Here is a 19921-nt window from a genome sequence, read left to right as displayed (position 1 = left end):
TGCCTTACATCCGAAATCCGAAACGACGACGCCCTCGCAACTAATTGCGAGAGCGTCCATAAAATTATCTAAGGCTTACGATGCTTCTAGTTCGCCATTGTCGATCTGCTCCTGCTCAATCGACTCGAACAACGCCTTGAAGTTGCCCTCACCAAAACCGTCATCCCCCTTTCGCTCAATGAACTCAAAGAAGATCGGCCCGATCACAGTCTTAGAGAAAATCTGCAACAGGATGCGGGTCTCGCCGCCGTCGACCACGCCTTCGCCGTCGATCAGAATGCCGTGTTTCTGCATCCGGTCGAGCGGCTCTTCGTGGCCGGTGACGCGGTCCTTAGACATCTTATAGTAGGTCTCGGGCGGGCCGGGCATGAACTTCAGCCCATTGTCGGCAATCGCATCAGTTGCGTCATAGATGTTCCGCGCACCGACAGCGATGTGCTGGATGCCCTCGCCATTGTACTTCTTAAGATAAGCCACGATCTGCCCGGTTTCACCCCGGTCTTCGTTGATCGGGATGCGGATGCGCCCACAAGGCGAGGTCAGCGCGCGGCTGGTAAGGCCGGTAAATTTACCTTCGATGTCAAAGAAGCGAATTTCGCGGAAGTTGAACAGGTCGCCGTAGAACTTGAACCAGACGTCCATGTTGCCCTTGTGGACGTTGTGGGTCAGGTGATCGAGGTAGTAGAAGCCCACGCCTTCGGGTTTCGAAGTCGCGATCCAGTCGTATTCCCAGTTGTAGGGCGAGGTGTCGTAATACTGATCTACGAAATAAATCAGCGAGCCGCCGATGCCCATGATCGCGGGCACGTCCAGCACCTTGCCATCGCCCTTGTATTCCTCAGCGCCCTTGGCCACAGCATGCTCCAACGCTTTCTGCGCATCAACCACGCGCCAGCCCATCGAGGGCGCGCAGGGGCCGTGGTCTTCGACAAAACGCGCGGCAAAGCTGTCGGCATCGTGGTTCAGCACATAGGTGATGTCGCCCTGCTGCCAAAGTTCGATCTTTTTGGTTTTGTGGTTGGCGACATGGGCATAGCCCATCTTGGTAAAGACATCGCGCAGCGCCTGCGGGTCGGGACTGGCGAATTCGACAAACTCAAAGCCGTCGGTGCCGGCGGGGTTCTCGGCCGTGATCTGCGATTTCGGGGCGTCGTGCGGGAAAGGACCCATATCTGTCTCCTATGTCTGGTTTGAGACTAGGATACCGTCTTGTAGCCGCGGAAATTGCGCTTTCTGCGTCGCCTCTATGGTCATTTCCGCGAAGATGTCGCATCCTATTGCAAAACCATGCGAGATATACGCATCATGCTTGATGAGATCGACCGGCGGCTACTAACAGCCTTGCAAAAGAACGCACATTTGACGGCGCAAGAGTTAGGCGAAGAGTTGAACCTCTCGTCGAGCCAGGCCGGAAGACGACGGCAGAAGCTTGAAGCCGACGGCTATATTCGCGGCTACCATGCCCGGCTCGATCCGGTACGCATGGGTCTGAATGTGCAGGGATTTGTCCAAGTGCATCTTGGCACCCATGGCCCCGAACACTCCACTAGTTTTGCACGGCTGATGGCCACCCGTCCCGAAATTGTGAGCGTTTGGACGATGACCGGGGATGCGGACTATCTTCTGAGGGTCTATTGTGACGATCTGCCGAGCCTGAACCGGCTCATTCACGATGTCCTTCTGCCGCATCAGGCTGTCAGCCGGGTGCATAGCCAGATCGTCATGGACCAATTGAAACAGGACGGGCCCCTGCCCATCTGACCCACCCCGAAAGGACGATTATGGAAGGTTTCCTGTTCCAAGCCTCGGTCTATCTGGCCGCTGCCGTCATCGCCGTGCCCATCGCCGCGCGGCTGGGGCTGGGGTCGGTGCTGGGCTATCTCGCGGCCGGTATCCTTATCGGGCCGGTCTTGGGTCTGGTGGGGTCCGAGACTGAGGAGGTACAGCATTTTGCCGAGTTTGGCGTGGTGATGATGCTGTTCCTTATCGGGTTGGAGTTGGAACCCCGCGCGCTTTGGAACATGCGCCACCGTCTGCTGGGTTTGGGCGGCGCGCAGGTTGTGCTGTCAACGGCAGCGCTGATGGGCGTGGCGATGGCCTATGATCAGCCATGGCAAGTCGCCTTTGCCATCGGGTTGACGCTATCGCTTTCGTCCACGGCGATCGTTCTGCAAACACTGACCGAAAAAGGGCTGATGCGGACCCAAGGCGGGCGCTCGGTCTTTTCGGTGCTTCTGACACAAGACATCGCGGTGATCCCCATCCTCGCCTTCCTGCCGCTGCTTGCCACCAATATTTCTGGCGGGCTTCTGCCTGACGGGTCGATTTCCCTTAGTTCAGGCGAAGTCGAAACCGCCCATGCCGGGGCCGAGACAAGCCAAGCAGGCGAGACGGCACATGCCATTGAGACCTATATCCAGAGCCTCCCCGGCTGGGGTGTGACCTTGGTCACTATCGGTGCGGTGGCGGCGATCATTCTCGTCGGTATCTATCTGACCCGCCCTGTCTTTCGCTACATCCACCTGTCGAAACTGCGTGAGATGTATACGGCGCTGGCCTTGTTGATCGTGGTGGGGATCTCCTCGCTGATGACAGTCGTAGGCTTGTCACCCGCGCTCGGCGCTTTCCTCGCCGGAGTGGTGTTGGCCAGCAGCGAGTTCCGTCACGAGTTGGAGACCGACCTCGAACCCTTCAAAGGGCTGCTTCTCGGGCTTTTTTTCATCACCGTCGGCGCCGGGATCAATTTCGTGCTGCTCTTTGAAAAGCCGCTGATCCTGATCTCGATGGCGCTTTTGGTCATTATCGTCAAAGCTCATATCCTGATGTTCCTAGGACGGCTTTTCCGGCTCAAGGGTCAGGATGAATGGCTCTTTACGCTAGCATTGGCACAGGCAGGTGAATTTGGCTTTGTGCTGGTCAGCTTTTCGCTCGCCACCGGCGTCATGCCCGACCCGATTGCCGAGACGCTCTTGCTCGTCATCGCGCTGACCATGTTGATCACCCCGCTGCTGTTCATCCTCTATGATTTCATCAGCAAACGGTCCAACGGCGCAGCCCCCGTGACGCCGGATGAGATTGACGAAAGCGGTCCGGTGATCATCGCGGGCGTGGGGCGGTTCGGGCAGATGGTGAACCGAATGGTGCAGGCCAGCGGTTTCGAAACGGTAGTCTTGGACCACAATCCCGAAACCATCGCCGTGATGCGGCGCTTTGGGTTCAAAGGGTTCTTGGGCGACCCCACCCGCCCCGACATTCTGCGCAAGGCCGGGCTGCAGGACGCCAGCGTCTTGGTTGTGGCGCTGGACAATCCCCGCGCCGCGGTCGCGTTGATCGCCTATGCGCGCAAAGAGAACCCAAACTTGCATATCGTCAGCCGCGCGCGGGACCGGACAGAGGTGTACCGTCACTATCAGGCCGGCTCGAATGACATCACGCGCGAGGTCTTTGACAGCTCGCTCCGGGCCGGACGCTATGTGCTGGAGAACATGGGGCTGACGGAGTTCGAGGCCAGCGAGGCGCAAAAACTCTTCTACGCCCATGACCGTGCCTCGGTCCGCGAGTTAGCGGCCCTTTGGCGGCCAGACGTGCCGCCGTCGCAGAACCCGGCCTATGTCGCCCGTGCAAAGGAATTGCAGAAGGAGTTGGAAACAGCCTTTCTCAATCTTAGCACGGAGAACGACAAGGACAGCGCCTGAAGGTCTAGCGGTTATCCATCGCTGACGCCCGCCTCGGCAAAGGTCGCCATGCCCGCATGGCAAGCGAGCGCAGCTTTCAGCACGCCGATGGCCAGCCCTGCGCCTGAGGCTTCCCCCAAACGCAAATTGAGGCTGAGCAGCGGCGCCTTATCCAACGCTTCCAGCAAACGCCCATGGCCGCCTTCGGCGCTAAGGTGTCCCGCCACCGCATGATCCAATGCGCCCGCTGCGGTCCGCTCAAGACAGAGCGCAGCCGCACAGCAGATGAACCCGTCAAGGATCACCGGGATGCGCAGGTGCCGTGCCCGCGCCATCGCCCCCGCCATCGCCGCCAATTCGCGCCCGCCGAGGTGGCGGAGGATCTCGAGGCCGTCACCACTGTCGCGGTGCAGGGCGACCCCTTCCGCAATAACCTGGGTTTTCAGGGCAAGCCCGTCATCGTCCACCCCGGTGCCACGTCCGACCCAAACCGCCGCCTCACCACCCAGCAAAGCACAGGCCAGCGCCGCGGCGGAAGTCGTGTTGGCGATCCCCATTTCACCGACCACCAGAAGGTCAGCCGTCTCGCTCACTGCGTCCCAGCCCGCGCGCAGCGCCTCAACGAACTCTGCCTCCTCCATCGCGGGCGCTTTGGTGAAATCCTGCGTCGGTTCATCAAGTGCGAGCGGGACCACATCCAACGTCGCCCCGTTCACCCGCGCGATCTGGTTAATCGCTGCTCCGCCGCGCTGGAAATTCAGCACCATCTGTTCAGTCACCGCTGCCGGGAAAGCCGAGACCCCGCGCGCCGCAACGCCGTGGTTTCCCGCAAATACGATAATTTGGGGCGCATTTATCTCTGACCGTTCGCCCCCGCGCCAACCGCGATACCAAACGGCCAAATCCTCCAGCCGCCCAAGCGCGCCGGGCGGTTTGGTCAGCTGGCTGTCATGCGCCCGCGCGGCCTCTGCCGCCTCGGCATCGACGCCAGGCATCTGCTGCAACAGGCTGCGGAATTCGGTAAGACTGGCGAAGGACGATGTCATATGCAGGCCTTTAAGGATTGATATTTAACCGTTTCTAGCCGTAGCCTGTCCGGGCTGAAAGTGCCGAAGGGACAAAACATGGCCATTCCCGACATTGCCACGGTGAAAGACACCTTTCGGCCCCGTGACATTCCCGTGGCCCTCGCATTGCTGACCCGCCTGCCCCTGCCGCATTTTCATTTCCCGACCCAAGCCCACCGCCCCGCCGCGCGGGGGGCGTGGGCCTATCCGCTGGTTGGGATCTTGCTCGCCCTCATCGCAGCGGGCGTGGGCGAAGCGCTGAGCCGCATGGGAGCCACTGCGCCCTTGGTGGCTGGCATTGTGCTAACCACGCTGGTGATGCTCAGCGGCGCGTTGCATGAAGACGGGCTCGCAGATTGCGCGGATGGGTTCTGGGGCGGCTGGACGGCGGAAAAGCGGCTGCGGATCATGAAGGACAGCATGATCGGCAGCTATGGGGTGATCGCGTTGGTGTTTTCGCTGCTGCTTCGCTGGTATCTGATCGCCGAATTGATCACCGATGGGGCGCTGCTTTGGGCGCTGGTAATTGCGGCCTGCGGTTCCCGCGCCGCGATGGTCTGGGTGATGGACAGCCTGCCGATTGCGCGCCGCGACGGCTTATCAGACCGCACCGGGCGGCCCGGAGAGATGGCCACGGCAGCGGCTGTGCTGATCGCAGTGATGGTGACGGTGCTCGCCCCAGACGTTTCAGCGTGGCGCCTGGTTCTCTTGGCATTCTTGGCGGCACTCGTGGTGCGACAGCTGGCCAAGCGCAAAATTGGCGGCCAGACCGGTGATGTCTTGGGTGCCACACAGCAGATCACTGAAATTGCCCTGCTGATGGGCTGTCAGATGATGGTCTTTGGCTGGCAGGCCTAAAGCGCCTGTGCATAGAAAAAGCCGCGCCCCGGAGGACGCGGCTTAATCTAAAAGACAGACCGCTTAAGCTGCGACGCGGCTTTCCAGCACATCGCCAACCTGCTTGGCTGCGGCCAGCTCATCTCCACCGGAGACGGCAGCAACTTCGCGGGTCAGACGCTCAAGTGCCGCTTCGTAAAGCTGACGCTCGGAATAGCTCTGCTCGCGCTGGTCATCGGTGCGGTGCAGGTCGCGCACGACCTCGGCAATGGCAATGAGATCGCCAGAGTTGATCTTTTGCTCATACTCCTGCGCACGGCGCGACCACATGGCGCGTTTGACCTTGGCCTTGCCCTTCAGTGTCTTCATCGCATGGTTGATTACGTCAGGCGTGGACAAGGCACGCATGCCGATTTCGGTCGCCTTATGCGTGGGCACCCGCAGGGTCATCTTGTCTTTTTCAAAGGAAATCACGAACAGCTCCAGCGAGATGCCGGCGACTTCCTGTTCCTCGATCGAGACGATCTGCCCAACGCCATGCGCAGGGTAGACAACGAACTCATTCGGGCGGAAGTCTAGCTTTTTCGATTTGGTCATATAGATCGCTCCTTGGCGTGCGGGGCAGCCCCGCTATTAACTCATGAACCTGAACAGCACGTGAAAGACGCAAGCGAAAACAGCCTGAACGGTCTGCGTTTCGGGTGCGTCTGCTCTAGAAATTTGATGTCAACCTTGGCAGCGTGGTCGATGCATTTCTGGCTCGTCTGTTACAGCTTGCCTCCATTATAGCACAAAATCGTAGCATTCGGAAGCGGGGCGTGGGCCGAATGGGCGAAACCCAAGATAAACCAGCAATTTAAGGTGCAAAGCTCAGATAATCCGAACAGAGTATTGCGCGAATCAGCCGCCCTCGCCGGGCTTTTCTGAAAAGAGGTCCATCTTGCCCTCTTTCCCATCCATCTCCTCCGCCTCGGGCAGCGGATCTTTCTTGGTGATGATGACGGGCCATAGCTCGGAATACTTGCGGTTGAACTCGACCCATTTCTCCATTTCCGGCTCGGTGTCCGGGCGGATCGCATCGGCGGGGCATTCCGGCTCGCAGACGCCGCAGTCGATGCACTCATCGGGGTGGATGACCAGCATGTTCTCGCCTTCGTAAAAGCAATCCACCGGACATACCTCGACGCAGTCGGTGTATTTGCAGGCGATGCAGGCGTCGTTCACGATATAGGTCATGCGGGAAACTCTGGCTGGGGCGTTCGGAGGGTTAGCTAAACCGGTGGGCGAGATCATTCAAGGTGGCGCGCCTTAGAAAGATCAAGCTGCCTGCGGTCGCGCTTGGTCGGGCGCCCCTTTCCCTCATAGGCGGGATTTTCCGGGGTCACGTTCTTTGGCTTGGGCTCTGGCGGGGACAGATCGGTGTAAAGCGCCTGCGCCTCGGGCGCCGGGCCGCGCCGCTGGCCGATGGCGTCGATCTGAATGACGCGGACGTGATCGCCTTGGGCAAAGGTCAGCACATCGCCGGGGCCGACGTTGCTGGCGCGTTTTTGTGTGGGGGTGCCGTTGATCCGAACCGCACCGCCCGCCACCTGAGCGGCGGCGAGCGAGCGGGTTTTGAAAAAGCGGGCATGCCACAGCCATTTATCGAGCCGTAGTTTCTCGCCCGCCGCCACTTACTTGTCGTCCTTCAGCCCCATGAGCGCTGCGGCGAAGGGGTTGTCGGGGTCGATCTGCTTTTCCTTGCGCGGCGGACGGGCCGAGAAGTTCTGGCTCTTGGCAGGCTTGTCGCCACCGGGCTTGCGCCCCTTGCCTTTGGGGCCAGCTTTGCCACGTGGCTTGCCCTGCCCCTGCGGACGGTCACCGCCACGGCGGCCACCTGCATTGCCCCGCGGGCTGCGCGCCCATGTGAAGGTGTAGAATACTTCCATCTCAGGCCCGGCGATATCCGCATCAGCCGCGGTGCCTTGGGGGATTTCTTCCGCTGGCACCTCGGGGATTGCAGCGTCGACCTCGGGGTCTTCTGCCGAAACATCGGCGATCGGGGCGATACCATCATCTGGAATGTCAGCCACATCTGCCGGACGGTCAGCGGGGTTGGTTTCATCCGAAGGCGTCTCAATGATGCCGCCCGCTGGCTCTTCGGCTGCGACGTCCATGATCGGCCTGTCAGCAGCGTCATCTGTCACGGCGTCGGGGGCGACCTTCTCAGGCACCACGTTATCCGCCGAAGGATCCATCGCGTCATGGCTGCCGTCTTTGGGCATCACCACGTCGACAGGCTTCACCTTGGTGCGCTCGTCTTTTTCGGCCTTATAGCCCAGACCTTCCATCAGGTCGGCGAATTGCTCAAGCGTCATGCCGGTGATCGAGAGCATGTCCGGCTTGGCCTCGAACCCACCGCGCGAGTCTTCGGCGCGCAGCATGTCAGCCAGACGTTCCAGCATGTCGATGCGGATCGCACGCTTGCCCGCGTTGCGGTAGCCCGACATCGTGTCGGCGCCTTCGGGCGCGCCACTCTCGACCGGAATGGTGACCAGACCGGGGGGCGGGCTTTCGGGGAATTCGTTCAGACCTTTGCTGAGCGACCAAAGCACCAGACGCAGACGCGTCGGTGCGGGTTTCAGCATCAGCGGCATGAAGATGGTGAACTGGCCAAAGCGGATGCCATGTTTGCGCAGCGCACCACGGGCGTCTTGATCAAGCGATTTCACGTCCTCGGCCACTTGCGCGCGGGGCAGGATGCCAAAGCTCTCGACCAGTTGGAAAGCAAAGCCGCGGGCCAGACCGGTGAGGGTCTCGTCTTTTCCAAGACCCAAGAGCGGCTCGAAGAGGGCCGCAACCTTACGGTCGATGAAATGCTGCAAACGGCGCTTCACCTTCTCGGCCACTTCGGGGCCCGCAATGTCGTCCACAAAGACCTCGACCTGCGGCTTGAGCGCATCAGCGCCCGCCACCAGCTTGCCCACTGCAGCACTGCCCCACATCAGGCCGCCCTGCTCGGTGAAATCAATCTCGGTATCCGGCGCATTGTAGAAACGGTCGGCGCGCAGATGGAACTGCGGCGCCAGCGCCTGCAATGCGGCGGTCTTGACCGTCTTGTCCTCGGCCGCGCCTGCGCCCTTGTCCACCCGAAAGCGGAACCCGTCCAGCTTGCCTACAAATTCACCTTCAACGGTGACTTCACCGGTCTCGTTTACATCGGCCACCATGGCTTCCTTCTGTCCAAGCCGGCGCAACAATACGGATGTACGCCGATCTACAAATCTTTGAGTCAGCCGCTCATGTAGAGCGTCCGACAAGCGGTCTTCTACGACACGCGTTGTGTCGCGCCAATGGCTTTCGTCCTTCGTCCAGCCCTTGCGCTGCGCAACGTAGGTCCATGTGCGGATAAACGCGAGTCGTTTGGACAACGCATCAATGTCCCCATCGGTTCGATCAATTCGTTTGATTTGTCGCGCCAGCCAGTCATCGGGGATAAATCCGCGCTGGTGCAGGTCGTTAAAAATGGTCTCTAGCAGCCCCGCATGTTCGGCGTGGCTGATGCCGCGAAAGTCGGGAATGCGGCAGACATCCCAGAGAAGCCGCACCGAGGTCGGGTCACTGGCGCGGGCAAACACCTCATCCATTTGGGCCAAGGACTTCAGCGCTTTCAGGTCATCGGACTCGCGCGCCCGGACCAGCCGTTGGTCCTCGGGCGGCATCTCGAGGCTTTGGATCAGCCGGTCGACGGTGCCGAATTGCAGCGCGTGGTTGCGCCAGTTCACTTTGTTCTGCGGGGTGAAGTTATGGTCCATGATCGCCCGCGCGACCCCATCGTCCAAGGCGGGCGCATCGCCGGTGGTGCCAAAGGTGCCGGATTTGAACCCGCGCCCCGCCCGGCCCGCGATCTGCGCCAACTCATTCGGCGCGAGGGGGCGCATGCGCCGTCCGTCAAATTTGCTCAGCGCTGAAAAGGCGACGTGATCGACATCGAGGTTCAGCCCCATGCCAATCGCATCGGTGGCCACCAGATAATCGACCTCGCCATTCTGATACATCTCGACCTGCGCATTGCGGGTGCGCGGCGAAAGAGCCCCCATCACCACCGCCGCTCCGCCCTTTTGGCGGCGAATGAGTTCGGCAATGGCGTAGACGTTCTCGACCGAAAAGCCGACGATGGCCGAGCGCGGCTTCATCCGGCTGATCTTTTTCTGGCCCGAGTAGACCAGTTCGCTCATCCGGTCGCGCCGCATGAAATCAACCTCTGGCACCAGCGCCGCAATGGTGCCGCGCATGGTGTCGGCGCCCATAAAGAGCGTCTCATGCAAGCCACGCGACCGCAGCAGACGGTCGGTAAAAACATGGCCGCGCTCGGGGTCGGCACAAAGCTGGATCTCGTCAATTGCAACGAAATCCGCGCCAATCTCTTGCGGCATCGCCTCCACGGTGCAGACCCAATACTGCGTGCGCGGCGGCACGATGCGCTCCTCGCCCGTCACCAGCGCCACCACCGAAGGGCCGCGCGCCTTGACGATGCGGTCATAGACCTCGCGCGCCAAAAGCCGCAGCGGCAGGCCGATCACGCCAGTGCGGTGGGCCAGCATACGTTCGATTGCATAGGTCGTCTTGCCGGTATTTGTCGGGCCGAGTACGGCCACGACACGCTTGTTGCCTGCCACGTGTGTATCCTTGAATTAAAGCTCGCGTCCGATGCCATCCCGGCGCAGCGCGTCGAGCGCGGAGCGGGCATCTTCGTGATGCGGGTTCAGCGCGAGTGCCTTACGGTAGAGGATCGCGGCGCGCCCCAGATCGCCAAACTCCTGCACCATCACGGCAAGGCCGAAAACCGCGTTATAGTTTGTCGGGTTCAGCGCCAGCGTGCGTTCCAGATCATCCAGCGCAGGGCCATATAAATCCGCCCGATAAAACGCCTGCGCCCGCGTGTGGAACCCTTCGGCGAACTGCGGCGCATGATCGGTCAGCGCTGTGAGATGCTCAATCGCCAGCTGCGTGTCGCCTGCCTCCAACGCGTCACGCCCACGTGACAGCAGCAGGTCCATCGCCGCCGAGCCCGAGCGCGACCAATGCGCCTCAATCTCATGAACGATACGCGGCGCTTCGGCAGCGGGGGCATCGCGCAGCTTTTCCATCAGTTCAGGCGGCGCCGGTTCGGCCCCTGCCAGACCCGTAAGCCACAGAAAGCCGCCAACTGCCGCAACGGTATGTTTGAGGTTGACGGTTGGGATGCGCATAACAACAGTGAATGTAACAGGCTGCCGCCGCAATTCCAGACGTGACGGGGCCAAATGCCAAAAAAGGGCGAGCGATGAGCGATATTGTGAACGAAGCGGTTGTGGTGTTGAACGAAAAGCTGTCCGGCAGCGATTTTGACGGCACGGCCAAGTTCGACATCGAAGGTGAAGGCGCCGTGATGATGGACGAGACAGGTGCCCGCGCTGCTGATGAAGAAGCAGACGTGACGCTCAGCGCCGATGCCGAAACCTTCCAGTCGATCCTTGAGGGTGACACCAACCCCACCTCCGCTTTCATGACCGGCAAGCTCAAGATCGACGGCGACATGGGCATGGCGATGAAACTCGCCGCCGTTCTCGGTTGATGCAGCTCGACCCGGCCCCGCTTTTCACCGACATCGCCCCCGGTCCAGAGGGCGGCGCGGCCTATTGGGCCGAAGCCTCGGATGGCAAGCGGATCAGGCTGGGTCATTGGCCGCTTGAAGGCGCGCGGGGCACGGTGCTGCTGTTCCCCGGGCGGACCGAATATATCGAGAAATACGGGCTTTGCGCCGCCGAGTTGGCGCGGCGCGGGCTGGCCACCTTTGCGATCGACTGGCGCGGTCAGGGCTTGTCTGACCGGATGTTGCCCGACGCCCGGATCGGCCATGTCGATGCCTTTGGCGATTATCAAAAAGACGTGGCCGTTATGCTGCGCGCCGCCCGCAGCCTGAACCTGCCGCGCCCCTATTTCCTGCTGGCCCACTCCATGGGCGGCTGCATCGGGCTCCGCGCCGTGATGGAGGGGCTGCCGGTGCAGGCCGCCGCCTTTACCGGGCCGATGTGGGGCATCTATGTCGCACCGCAGTTGCGCGCTGTTGCGTGGTCCTTGGCGCAGATGATGCCGCGTGTAGGTCAGGGCCACCGCCTCCCGCCGGGCACCAAGATCGAGCCCTACCCGGTCATCGCCCCCTTCGAGGACAACCTGCTAACCACTGACCAACAGATGTACGATATGATGCGCGACCAATTGGCGGCCCATCCAGAGCTCAGCCTAGGCGGCCCCAGCTTTGTCTGGCTGCGCGAAGCACTGGCCGAGACCAAACATCTCGCGAGCCGCTCGGCGCCAAGCATGCCCTGCGTCACCTTCCTCGGCAGCAACGAACGCATCGTCGCCACGCCCCGCGTGCATCAACGGATGGCGGACTGGAAAGGCGGGCGGCTAGAGATCGTCGAGGGCGGTGAGCATGAGGTGCTCCTGGAGGTCCCCGAACTGCGCGGCCCGATCTTTGACAGTCTGGAAAAGCTCTACTTGGGCAGCGTCACGAGCTAACTGCCCTCCCCAGACTTATTTCCTGTGCAATCGCCGCGCGCCGCCTAGATTGCTCAGGATGACACGCGCACCCGTCCTCACCTTCACCGAAAACGGCATCTATTGTGCCGCCGGGGATTTTTACATCGATCCGTGGCGCCCCGTTGCGCGGGCGCTGATCACCCATGGCCATGCCGACCACGCCCGCGACGGCATGGGCAGCTACCTCGCCACGGATGCCGCCCTGCCCGTCATGCGCCACCGGTTGGGCGAGATCGACGCCGAGGGCATCGCCTATGGCGAACAGCGGCAGATCGGCGGCGCCACCGTGTCCTACCACCCCGCGGGCCATGTGCCCGGCAGCGCGCAGATACGGGTCGAGGTCGCGGGCGAGGTTTGGGTCGCGTCGGGGGATTACAAGGTGATCGACGACGGCATGTCCGAGCCTTTCGAGCCGGTCAAATGCCACCATTTCATCACCGAGAGCACCTTTGGCCTGCCGGTCTTTCGTTGGGCTCCGCAGGCGGATGTCGCCGCGGACCTCAATGCTTGGTGGGCCAGATGCGCCGCCGAGGGCAAGACGGCTTTCCTTGGGGCATACTCACTGGGCAAGGCGCAACGTCTGCTGTCAATGCTCGCCCCCGAGGTCGGGCCGATCTTGACCCATACGGCGGTGGAAAACACCAATGCCGTGCTGCGCGGCCAAGGCATCACCCTGCCCGATACCACACTGGTCACGCCTGAACTCAACCCCAAAGACCACCCCGGCGCGCTGGTGCTGGCCCCGCCCTCCGCGCTCGGCAGCCAATGGGCGCGCCGCTTTGGCGCGCAGGAGAGTGCCTTTGCCTCGGGCTGGATGGCCCTGCGCGGAGTGCGCAGGCGGCGTGCGGGGGACCGGGGGTTTGTCATTTCCGACCATGCGGACTGGGATGGGCTGCTCTGGGCGATCCGCGAGACGGGCGCAGAAAACATATATGTCACGCATGGTTACACGGATATCTTCACGCGATACCTTAACGATCAAGGCTGGAACGCACAGGTCGTGCCGACCCAGTTCGACAGTGACGGAGGCGACAGCGAATGAAAGATTTTGCCGCCCTCTTTAACGCCGTCGACCAGACCACCAAAACCACGATCAAGATCGCGTCCTTGGCCGAGTATTTCACCACGGCCGAGGAGACCGACCGCCTTTGGACCGTCGCTCTCTTCTCAGGCCGCCGCCCAAAACGCGCCGTGACCACGACCAAACTGCGGGAATGGGCTTCCGAAGCCTCCGGCGTGCCGCTTTGGCTTTTCGAGGACAGCTACGCCATCGTCGGTGACTTGGCCGAGACAATCGCGCTGGTCCTGCCCCCGGTCGACAGCGACGACACCGGCACGCTCACCTCATGGATCAACGCCCTGCGCGGGTTGAAGGAGGAAGACGACGCGGCGCGCAAATCCTTTGTCCTTTCGGCTTGGCAACAGCTTGGCGGCACTGAGCGGTTCTTGTTCAACAAACTCATCACCGGCGGCTTTCGCATCGGCATCAGCCAGAAACTCATGACCCGCGCCCTGTCCCGCGCCACCGGCAAGCCAGAACCCGAAATGGCGCATCGCCTCATGGGCAATTGGCACCCCGACGACGTGACATGGCACAGCCTGATCGAGGCCGAAGACGCCAGCGCCGACGCCTCGCGCCCCTACCCCTTCTACCTCGCCTATGCACTAGAGGACGGGCCGGAGGCCTTGGGCGATCCGACCGAATGGCGCGCGGAGTGGAAATGGGACGGCATCCGGGGCCAGTTGATCCTGCGCGATGGCGATTACTTCGTCTGGTCACGTGGCGAGGAACTGATGACCGACCGTTTCCCCGAACTCGCCCGCGCAGCGGACCATATGCCCCCTGGCACGGTGCTTGATGGGGAACTGCTGGTCTGGCAACCGGGAGCCGATTTCCCCTCGTCCTTCAACGCGCTGCAAGCCCGCATTGGCCGCAAGACCGTGCCGAAAAAGCTGCTCGCCGAAGCGCCCGTGATCCTGCACGCCTATGACATGCTTGAATGGCAGGGCGAAGACATCCGCCACCGCCCCTTCGCCGAGCGCCGCGCCCTGCTGGAAGAAGCCAGCGCAGACCTGCCCGCAGACGCGCCGATCCGCCTGTCGCCGCAGCACCGGTTCACCGATTGGTCCGAACTGGCCGCGCTGCGCGAAACCGCACGCGAGGCGCAGGCCGAAGGGCTAATGCTGAAACGCGCCGACAGCCCGTATCTCTCGGGCCGCAAAAAGGGCGACTGGTGGAAATGGAAGCTCGACCCGCTGACCATCGACGCGGTGATGATCTATGCGCAATCGGGCTCGGGCCGCCGCGCCAACCTTTTCACCGATTTCACCTTTGCGGTCTGGAACGGCAATGATCTGGTGCCCTTCACCAAGGCCTACTCCGGCCTCACGGACGCCGAGTTCCGCTCCATCACCGCTTGGGTGCGCAAGAACACGCTGCAACGATTTGGCCCGGTCCGGCAGGTGACCCCGCATCATGTTTTCGAGATCGCCTTCGAGGGCATCCAGCCCAGCCCGCGCCATAAATCCGGTGTGGCCCTGCGCTTTCCGCGCATGCTGCGCTGGCGCAAGGACAAGCCGTTGCAGGAGGCAAACACGCTGGATGACCTGAAAGAAATGCTGCGCATCTACGGGTAGCTTGTCCCTGCCCGCCGGGACGCATAGATGTGACGAAACGCAAAAGAGGTACACCGATGTTTCAGCTTCCCTTCCCGCTTCGCGACGCCAATGCCAGTGCCGGGGGCAAAGACCTTGGCAACCTGCCGGAATGGGACTTGAGCGATCTCTACACCAGCGAAGATGCGGCGGAACTGAAGCGCGATCTGGATTGGTTGGAGGAGGCCTGCGCGAGCTTTGCAACTGACTACGAAGGCAAGCTGGCAGCGCTGGACGCCAAGGGTCTGCTCGACTGTGTGCTGCGCAATGAAAAGATCAATGAAGTCGCGGGGCGCATCATGTCCTTTGCAGGGCTGCGCTATTACCAGCTGACGACGGACTCTGGCCGGGCCAAGTTCATGTCCGACATGCAGGAAAAGATCACCGATTACACCACGCCGCTGGTGTTTTTCACGCTGGAACTGAACAAACTGCCGGACGATCACCTCGCCGATCTGTTGAACCAAGACCCCGATCTGGCGCGCTACAAGCCTGTGTTCGACCGCATCCGGTCGATGAAACCCTATCAACTGTCCGATGAGATGGAGAAGTTCCTCCACGATCTCGGTGTTGTGGGTGATGCTTGGGAGCGGATGTTTGACGAAACCATCGCAGGGCTGGAGTTTGAGGTCGATGGCGAGACGCTCAACATCGAAGGCACACTGAACCTGCTTACCGACCCCGACCGCGCTAAGCGTGAAGCAGGCGCGCGCGAATTGGCCGAGGTTTTGGGCGCGAACATCCGCACCTTTGCCCGCGTACACAACACGCAGGTGAAAGAGAAAGAGGTCATGGACCGCTGGCGCGGGATGGAGACGCCGCAGACCGGGCGGCACCTTTCCAACCACGTCGAGCCGGAAGTCGTCGAAGCCCTGCGCAACGCGGTGGTCGAGGCCTACCCGAAGCTCAGCCACCGCTACTACGAGTTGAAGCGCAAATGGCTCGGCCTTGACGTGATGCAGGTCTGGGACCGCAACGCGCCGCTGCCGATGGAAGACCCCAAGGTCGTCGATTGGGCGCAGGCCGAAGAGACCGTGATGGAGGCCTATACCGCCTTTGATCCGCGCATGGGCGAGTTGGCGAAGCCGTTCTTCACCAAGGGCTGGATCGACGCGGGCGTGAAACCGGGCAAGGCTCCGGGCGCCTTTGCGCATCCGACCGTGACCAACGTCCACCCCTATGTGATGCTGAACTACCTCGGAAAACCGCGTGACGTGATGACGCTGGCGCATGAGTTGGGCCACGGCGTGCACCAAGTGCTGGCCGCCGAGCAGGGCGAGATGCTGTCCTCGACCCCGCTGACCTTGGCCGAGACGGCTTCGGTCTTTGGCGAGATGCTCACCTTCCGCAAGATGCTCGACAAGGCCAAGACCCAGGCCGAGCGCAAGGTGCTGCTGGCGGGCAAGGTTGAGGACATGATCAACACGGTCGTGCGCCAGATCGCGTTCTATGACTTCGAGTGCAAACTCCACGACGCCCGCAAAGGCGGCGAGTTGACGCCCGACGACATCAACGCGCTTTGGATGAGCGTTCAAGCCGAGAGCCTTGGACCTGCGTTTGAGTATATGGACGGCTACGAGACCTTCTGGGCCTATATCCCCCATTTCGTCCACTCGCCCTTCTACGTCTACGCCTATGCCTTTGGCGACGGTTTGGTGAATGCGCTCTATGCGGTCTATGCCGAGGGCGAAGAAGGCTTTGAGGACAAGTATTTCGAAATGCTGAAAGCGGGCGGCTCGAAGCACCACAAAGAACTTCTGGCCCCCTTCGGGCTCGATGCCTCGGACCCCGCGTTCTGGGATAAGGGGCTGAGCATGATCTCCGGCATGATTGACGAGTTAGAGGCAATGGAATAACGCTAAACTGACATGGTCGGCACAAATCATCCGGGGGATTGGTCGCAATGTCTGTGCTAGAACGAAATAATGTAAAGGTTTCGGGAACGGGGCAGAAGGCGATTGTCTTTGCCCACGGTTTTGGCTGTGACCAAACCATGTGGCGCTTCGTGGCTCCGGCTTTTGAAGACGACTACCGCGTGGTACTTTTTGACCTGACCGGGGCCGGGCAATCCGATCTCTCCGCCTATGATTTCGAGCGCTACAGCGACCTTTCGGCCCATGCGCAAGATCTGGTGGAGATTTGCGATGCGTTGGAGTTGGAAAAACCCATTGTTGTCGGTCACTCGGTCTCTGCCATTACGGCGGGGATCGCGGCTGCTGACAACCCGGGCCGCTTTGAACGGGTGATCATGGTCTCCCCCTCGCCCTGTTTTTTGAATGACGGGGAATACAACGGCGGGTTCGAGAAGGACGATCTTTTGCAGGTCATCGACTTCATGCAAGAGAACTACCTCGGCTGGGCCGAACAATTGGCCCCCACGATCGCGGGCGAGCCTGCCGAAGGCGATGCCTCGCGCATGCTGACCCAGAGCTTTTGCCGCACCAACCCCGACATCGCGCGTCACTTTGGCCGGGTCACATTCCTGTCCGACCGCCGCGCGGATATGGAACGGATCACGACGCCCACGCTCATCTTGCAATGCGACGACGACGCCGTTGCCCCCGTGGCGGTGGGCGACTGGATGTATGGCACGATGACCGGCGCGACCTTGCGGGTGGTCGAAGCAGTGGGCCATTGCCCGCATATGACCGCGCCGCAAAAAACCATCCGCGAAATCAAACGTTACCTTAGCGAGAGCGACTGAGCCCTTGGCGCCGCCCCCTATTCTCGCTGCGGAAGATGCACAGCTACTGATCGACCGGGCCGACAGTGGTTTTGTGGTGACCGACCACAATGCTAAAATCACCTATTGCAACAGCCGCTTCGCAGACTGGGCCGGTTGCCCGCCTGACGACCTTGTCGGCCAGCGCTTGTCGCATCTTCTCGATGTGCCGGGGCGGGTGTTTTTCGACACGCATATCATGCCGATGATCCTGCTACAGGGCTTTGCCCGTGAGATCCTCTGCCGTTTGGCGCCCAAGGGCGAAGACCGCTTCCCGATCCTGCTGAACGCCAGCCGCCATCCGGCGGACGATGGCCCTAAGGCTCGGATCGTTTTCAATATTTTCGACGCGACCGAGCGGGCGATGTATGAAGCCGACTTGCGGCGCGCCCGCGATGATGCCGAAGAACTGGCCGCGGTAATCCGCTCGGCCCAAGTGGCGATCTTCCGCATCGATTCCTCAGGGCGGGCCAAGAACTTCAACCCGCGTGCAGCAGCGATGTTCGGCTTTGACGCCAGCACCGCGACCGGGCGTCCGGTGACCGAGTTGGTCCCCCTGCTGGGCGAGGCGGACTGGCTGGCCGATGTGCTGCCCCAAGCGCTCGACGGCGCGGCGCCAGAGTTCTTTGACGCGGAAACACCGGACGGCAAACATCTGTCAATATCGCTGACCCCGATCACAGAACCCGGCGTGCGGATCCCCGAACCGGATTTTTCCCTGCTGATGCGCGATATCACCCAACGAGTGCAAACGGATCGTCAGCTCAAGATCACATTGCAAGAGCTGAACCACCGGGTCAAAAACAACCTTGCCGTGGTCTCGGGCATCGCACGGCAAACATTCCGCTCGGATGCGTCGGCTGAAGAAACCGACCGTTTCATGGCCCGGCTGCAGTCCATGGCCAAGGCGCATGATCTTCTGGTGTCAAACAAATGGCGCAGCACCAGCATTCGCGAGGTTGCCAAGCTGACGGCGGAGGATTCTGGCGTAGAAACCCAGTTCGATCTCGAAGGGCCGGACGTCGTCTTCTCCCCCGAGAGCGTGGCGATGTTGGCGCTGGCCCTTTTTGAACTCATGACCAATGCGATGAAATACGGCGCGCTGACAAGCGACGCGGGTCGCGTGCGGTTGCATTGGACCCTTATGGGGGAAAGCGAAAACCAGCGTTTTCGGTTGGTCTGGGAAGAAAGCGGCGGTCCGCCATTAGAAGAGAAAACCCGCAACGTGGGCTTTGGCTCCAAGCTGGTAAAGCGCCTGGTGGCCTCGGAACTCGGCGGCACCGCCAACCTCGACTTCGCGCCGACGGGGCTGACTTATACCCTTGAGACCCCCTACAGGCAGGTATGACGTACCTACATCAGTTGGTCTTCCTTAAGACCGTAAGATAAGTGAGGCGCAGCGCCTTGTTCACGCTGCGCCTCGCGGGACTATTCGTCCATCGTTACTTCAGGATGTTTGGCAATAATATCCTCGCGGGTCATGCGGGGGAACAATTCGGGATACATGTAACTGTAGCCAAGATTGCCGTATTTCGCGATATCGATCACCGCTGCCGGAACCACCTTGATGATATCATAGAAGTCTTCTGGCGCGTAACCGCGGCCACGGGCAGCGTTGCGGCAAACGTGAATCTCTACTCCCAAATCAGTAAGTTCTTTCAACTGCGCGTACGCGTCTGGGTAGGCTTCGCTATTGAGCCGCGAGAAGGCATGCAAGTCATTGCCGTGAGCGACGATCACGATATTCGAGTTTTCCAGATCGCCAAACTCCTGCATCGCTTTAATGTGATTACGCACAAACCCTAAAGCACGCAGGCCCGTTTCTGGCGTTGGATAGTTCCAATCATAGACAACATTCTGGGCCTCGTATTGGACCGGATCAAAAGCAGATTTGTCCTCTGGCCCTGCGATGCTCGGACCAGCGATGCCTATCGTTGCCACTGTCATCAGTGCGACCAGAGAAGTTCGAACGGAGTTTTTCATCAATTTCCTGCCTTTGTTCCATTTGCATGTAAATCAAAGGCTAGCGCTGTGACTACGCGCAAGCAATAGATATTGCGCGCCGTGACGAGGCTCTCAGCTTACATTCCCGACTACTTCAGCTGGCTGTCCTTCGACCCGCGGCGATTGATCCCGCCACGCATCTGCTGTCGACCATCGCGCTCGCGCACGCAGTCGATGCAAAGCTTGACGCCGGGCAGTGCGACGCGCCTTGCCTCGGGGATTGGCTCTTCGCATTCGGCGCAATGGGTCCGGCTTTCCCCCACCGGGGCGCGGCGCGCTTTGAGCCTTGCCAATTCGTCTGAGATCGAGGCTTCGATCTGCTCACTTACCGCCCCGTCACGGGCCCAACCGCCAGCCATTTGCGCTCTCCTCTATCTCTTCTGCAGCCCTAACCGGCC

The 19921-nt window shown here is 61.0% G+C and carries 19 protein-coding genes; 10 read left to right on the top strand and 9 right to left on the bottom strand.

Annotation, left to right across the window (positions count from 1 at the left end):
• Positions 1 to 75: 75 nt before the first annotated feature.
• Positions 76 to 1170 (bottom strand): 4-hydroxyphenylpyruvate dioxygenase, encoded by a 1095-nt coding sequence (hppD, locus tag BLS57_RS07000; RefSeq protein WP_093740610.1) that lies wholly within the window; start codon positions 1168 to 1170, stop codon positions 76 to 78.
• Positions 1171 to 1305: 135 nt separating this feature from the next.
• Between hppD and BLS57_RS06995 the strand changes: the two genes are divergently transcribed.
• Entirely contained in the window at positions 1306 to 1761 is a 456-nt protein-coding gene (locus BLS57_RS06995) for an Lrp/AsnC family transcriptional regulator (RefSeq protein WP_093741198.1), read from the top strand.
• A gap of 20 nt (positions 1762 to 1781) precedes the next feature.
• Positions 1782 to 3695 (top strand): monovalent cation:proton antiporter-2 (CPA2) family protein, encoded by a 1914-nt coding sequence (locus tag BLS57_RS06990; RefSeq protein WP_093740608.1) that lies wholly within the window; start codon positions 1782 to 1784, stop codon positions 3693 to 3695.
• Positions 3696 to 3706: 11 nt separating this feature from the next.
• On the opposite strand, the gene cobT is transcribed toward BLS57_RS06990, so the two are convergent.
• Positions 3707 to 4720, bottom strand: coding sequence for a nicotinate-nucleotide--dimethylbenzimidazole phosphoribosyltransferase (gene cobT / locus BLS57_RS06985; protein ID WP_093740606.1), 1014 nt, complete (start codon positions 4718 to 4720; stop codon positions 3707 to 3709).
• A 78-nt stretch (positions 4721 to 4798) separates the two neighbouring features.
• On the opposite strand from cobT, the gene cobS reads away from it, so the two are divergent.
• The gene (gene cobS / locus BLS57_RS06980) at positions 4799 to 5599 is read left to right on the top strand and encodes an adenosylcobinamide-GDP ribazoletransferase (RefSeq protein ID WP_093740604.1); all 801 of its coding nucleotides are present in this window, start codon (positions 4799 to 4801) and stop codon (positions 5597 to 5599) included.
• Positions 5600 to 5662: 63 nt separating this feature from the next.
• On the opposite strand, the gene BLS57_RS06975 is transcribed toward cobS, so the two are convergent.
• The 5 genes from BLS57_RS06975 to BLS57_RS06955 all read right to left on the bottom strand — a co-directional run bounded on the left by BLS57_RS06975 (position 5663) and on the right by BLS57_RS06955 (position 10809).
• The gene (locus tag BLS57_RS06975; RefSeq protein WP_093740601.1) at positions 5663 to 6175 is read right to left on the bottom strand and encodes a CarD family transcriptional regulator; all 513 of its coding nucleotides are present in this window, start codon (positions 6173 to 6175) and stop codon (positions 5663 to 5665) included.
• A gap of 303 nt (positions 6176 to 6478) precedes the next feature.
• On the bottom strand, positions 6479 to 6814 hold the full coding sequence (gene fdxA / locus BLS57_RS06970; RefSeq protein ID WP_093740599.1) for a ferredoxin FdxA: 336 nt from the start codon (positions 6812 to 6814) through the stop codon (positions 6479 to 6481).
• 53 nt (positions 6815 to 6867) lie between these two features.
• Positions 6868 to 7251, bottom strand: a complete 384-nt coding sequence (locus tag BLS57_RS06965) for an RNA-binding S4 domain-containing protein (RefSeq protein WP_093740597.1) — start codon at positions 7249 to 7251, stop codon at positions 6868 to 6870.
• Positions 7252 to 10236, bottom strand: coding sequence for a helicase-related protein (locus tag BLS57_RS06960; RefSeq protein WP_208597531.1), 2985 nt, complete (start codon positions 10234 to 10236; stop codon positions 7252 to 7254). It abuts the gene before it with no gap.
• 15 nt (positions 10237 to 10251) lie between these two features.
• Positions 10252 to 10809: a tetratricopeptide repeat protein gene (locus tag BLS57_RS06955; RefSeq protein ID WP_093740595.1), complete on the bottom strand. Its 558-nt coding sequence runs from the start codon at positions 10807 to 10809 to the stop codon at positions 10252 to 10254.
• Positions 10810 to 10883: 74 nt separating this feature from the next.
• Between BLS57_RS06955 and BLS57_RS06950 the strand changes: the two genes are divergently transcribed.
• From BLS57_RS06950 to BLS57_RS06920, 7 genes are read left to right on the top strand one after another with little or no spacing between them, the layout of a single operon-like run.
• On the top strand, positions 10884 to 11174 hold the full coding sequence (locus tag BLS57_RS06950; protein WP_093740593.1) for an SCP2 sterol-binding domain-containing protein: 291 nt from the start codon (positions 10884 to 10886) through the stop codon (positions 11172 to 11174).
• On the top strand, positions 11174 to 12121 hold the full coding sequence (locus tag BLS57_RS06945; protein ID WP_093740591.1) for an alpha/beta fold hydrolase: 948 nt from the start codon (positions 11174 to 11176) through the stop codon (positions 12119 to 12121). The genes BLS57_RS06950 and BLS57_RS06945 overlap by 1 nt, the downstream gene beginning before the upstream one ends.
• 58 nt (positions 12122 to 12179) lie before the next feature.
• Positions 12180 to 13184, top strand: a complete 1005-nt coding sequence (locus BLS57_RS06940) for a ligase-associated DNA damage response exonuclease (RefSeq protein ID WP_093740589.1) — start codon at positions 12180 to 12182, stop codon at positions 13182 to 13184.
• Complete coding sequence (locus BLS57_RS06935; protein WP_093740587.1) at positions 13181 to 14779, top strand: ATP-dependent DNA ligase; 1599 nt, start codon at positions 13181 to 13183, stop codon at positions 14777 to 14779. Before BLS57_RS06940 ends, BLS57_RS06935 begins: the two co-directional genes overlap by 4 nt.
• A gap of 56 nt (positions 14780 to 14835) precedes the next feature.
• Positions 14836 to 16653 carry a M3 family oligoendopeptidase gene (locus BLS57_RS06930; protein ID WP_093740585.1) on the top strand — a complete coding sequence of 606 codons (1818 nt, stop codon included), beginning with the start codon at positions 14836 to 14838 and terminating at the stop codon, positions 16651 to 16653.
• A gap of 47 nt (positions 16654 to 16700) precedes the next feature.
• On the top strand, positions 16701 to 17501 hold the full coding sequence (locus BLS57_RS06925; protein WP_093740583.1) for an alpha/beta fold hydrolase: 801 nt from the start codon (positions 16701 to 16703) through the stop codon (positions 17499 to 17501).
• A 4-nt stretch (positions 17502 to 17505) separates the two neighbouring features.
• Positions 17506 to 18867 carry a sensor histidine kinase gene (locus BLS57_RS06920; protein ID WP_093740581.1) on the top strand — a complete coding sequence of 454 codons (1362 nt, stop codon included), beginning with the start codon at positions 17506 to 17508 and terminating at the stop codon, positions 18865 to 18867.
• An 80-nt stretch (positions 18868 to 18947) separates the two neighbouring features.
• On the opposite strand, the gene BLS57_RS06915 is transcribed toward BLS57_RS06920, so the two are convergent.
• Positions 18948 to 19502, bottom strand: a complete 555-nt coding sequence (locus BLS57_RS06915) for a DsrE family protein (protein ID WP_093740579.1) — start codon at positions 19500 to 19502, stop codon at positions 18948 to 18950.
• Between the two features lie 110 nt (positions 19503 to 19612).
• Positions 19613 to 19882, bottom strand: a complete 270-nt coding sequence (locus tag BLS57_RS06910) for a DksA/TraR family C4-type zinc finger protein (protein WP_093740577.1) — start codon at positions 19880 to 19882, stop codon at positions 19613 to 19615.
• Between the last annotated feature and the right edge of the window lie 39 nt (positions 19883 to 19921).

The sequence above is a fragment of the Sulfitobacter delicatus genome (genome assembly GCF_900102535.1).
In the GTDB taxonomy this organism is placed as follows: Bacteria; Pseudomonadota; Alphaproteobacteria; order Rhodobacterales; family Rhodobacteraceae; genus Sulfitobacter; species Sulfitobacter delicatus.
This window is presented reverse-complemented; position numbering and strand designations above follow the sequence as displayed.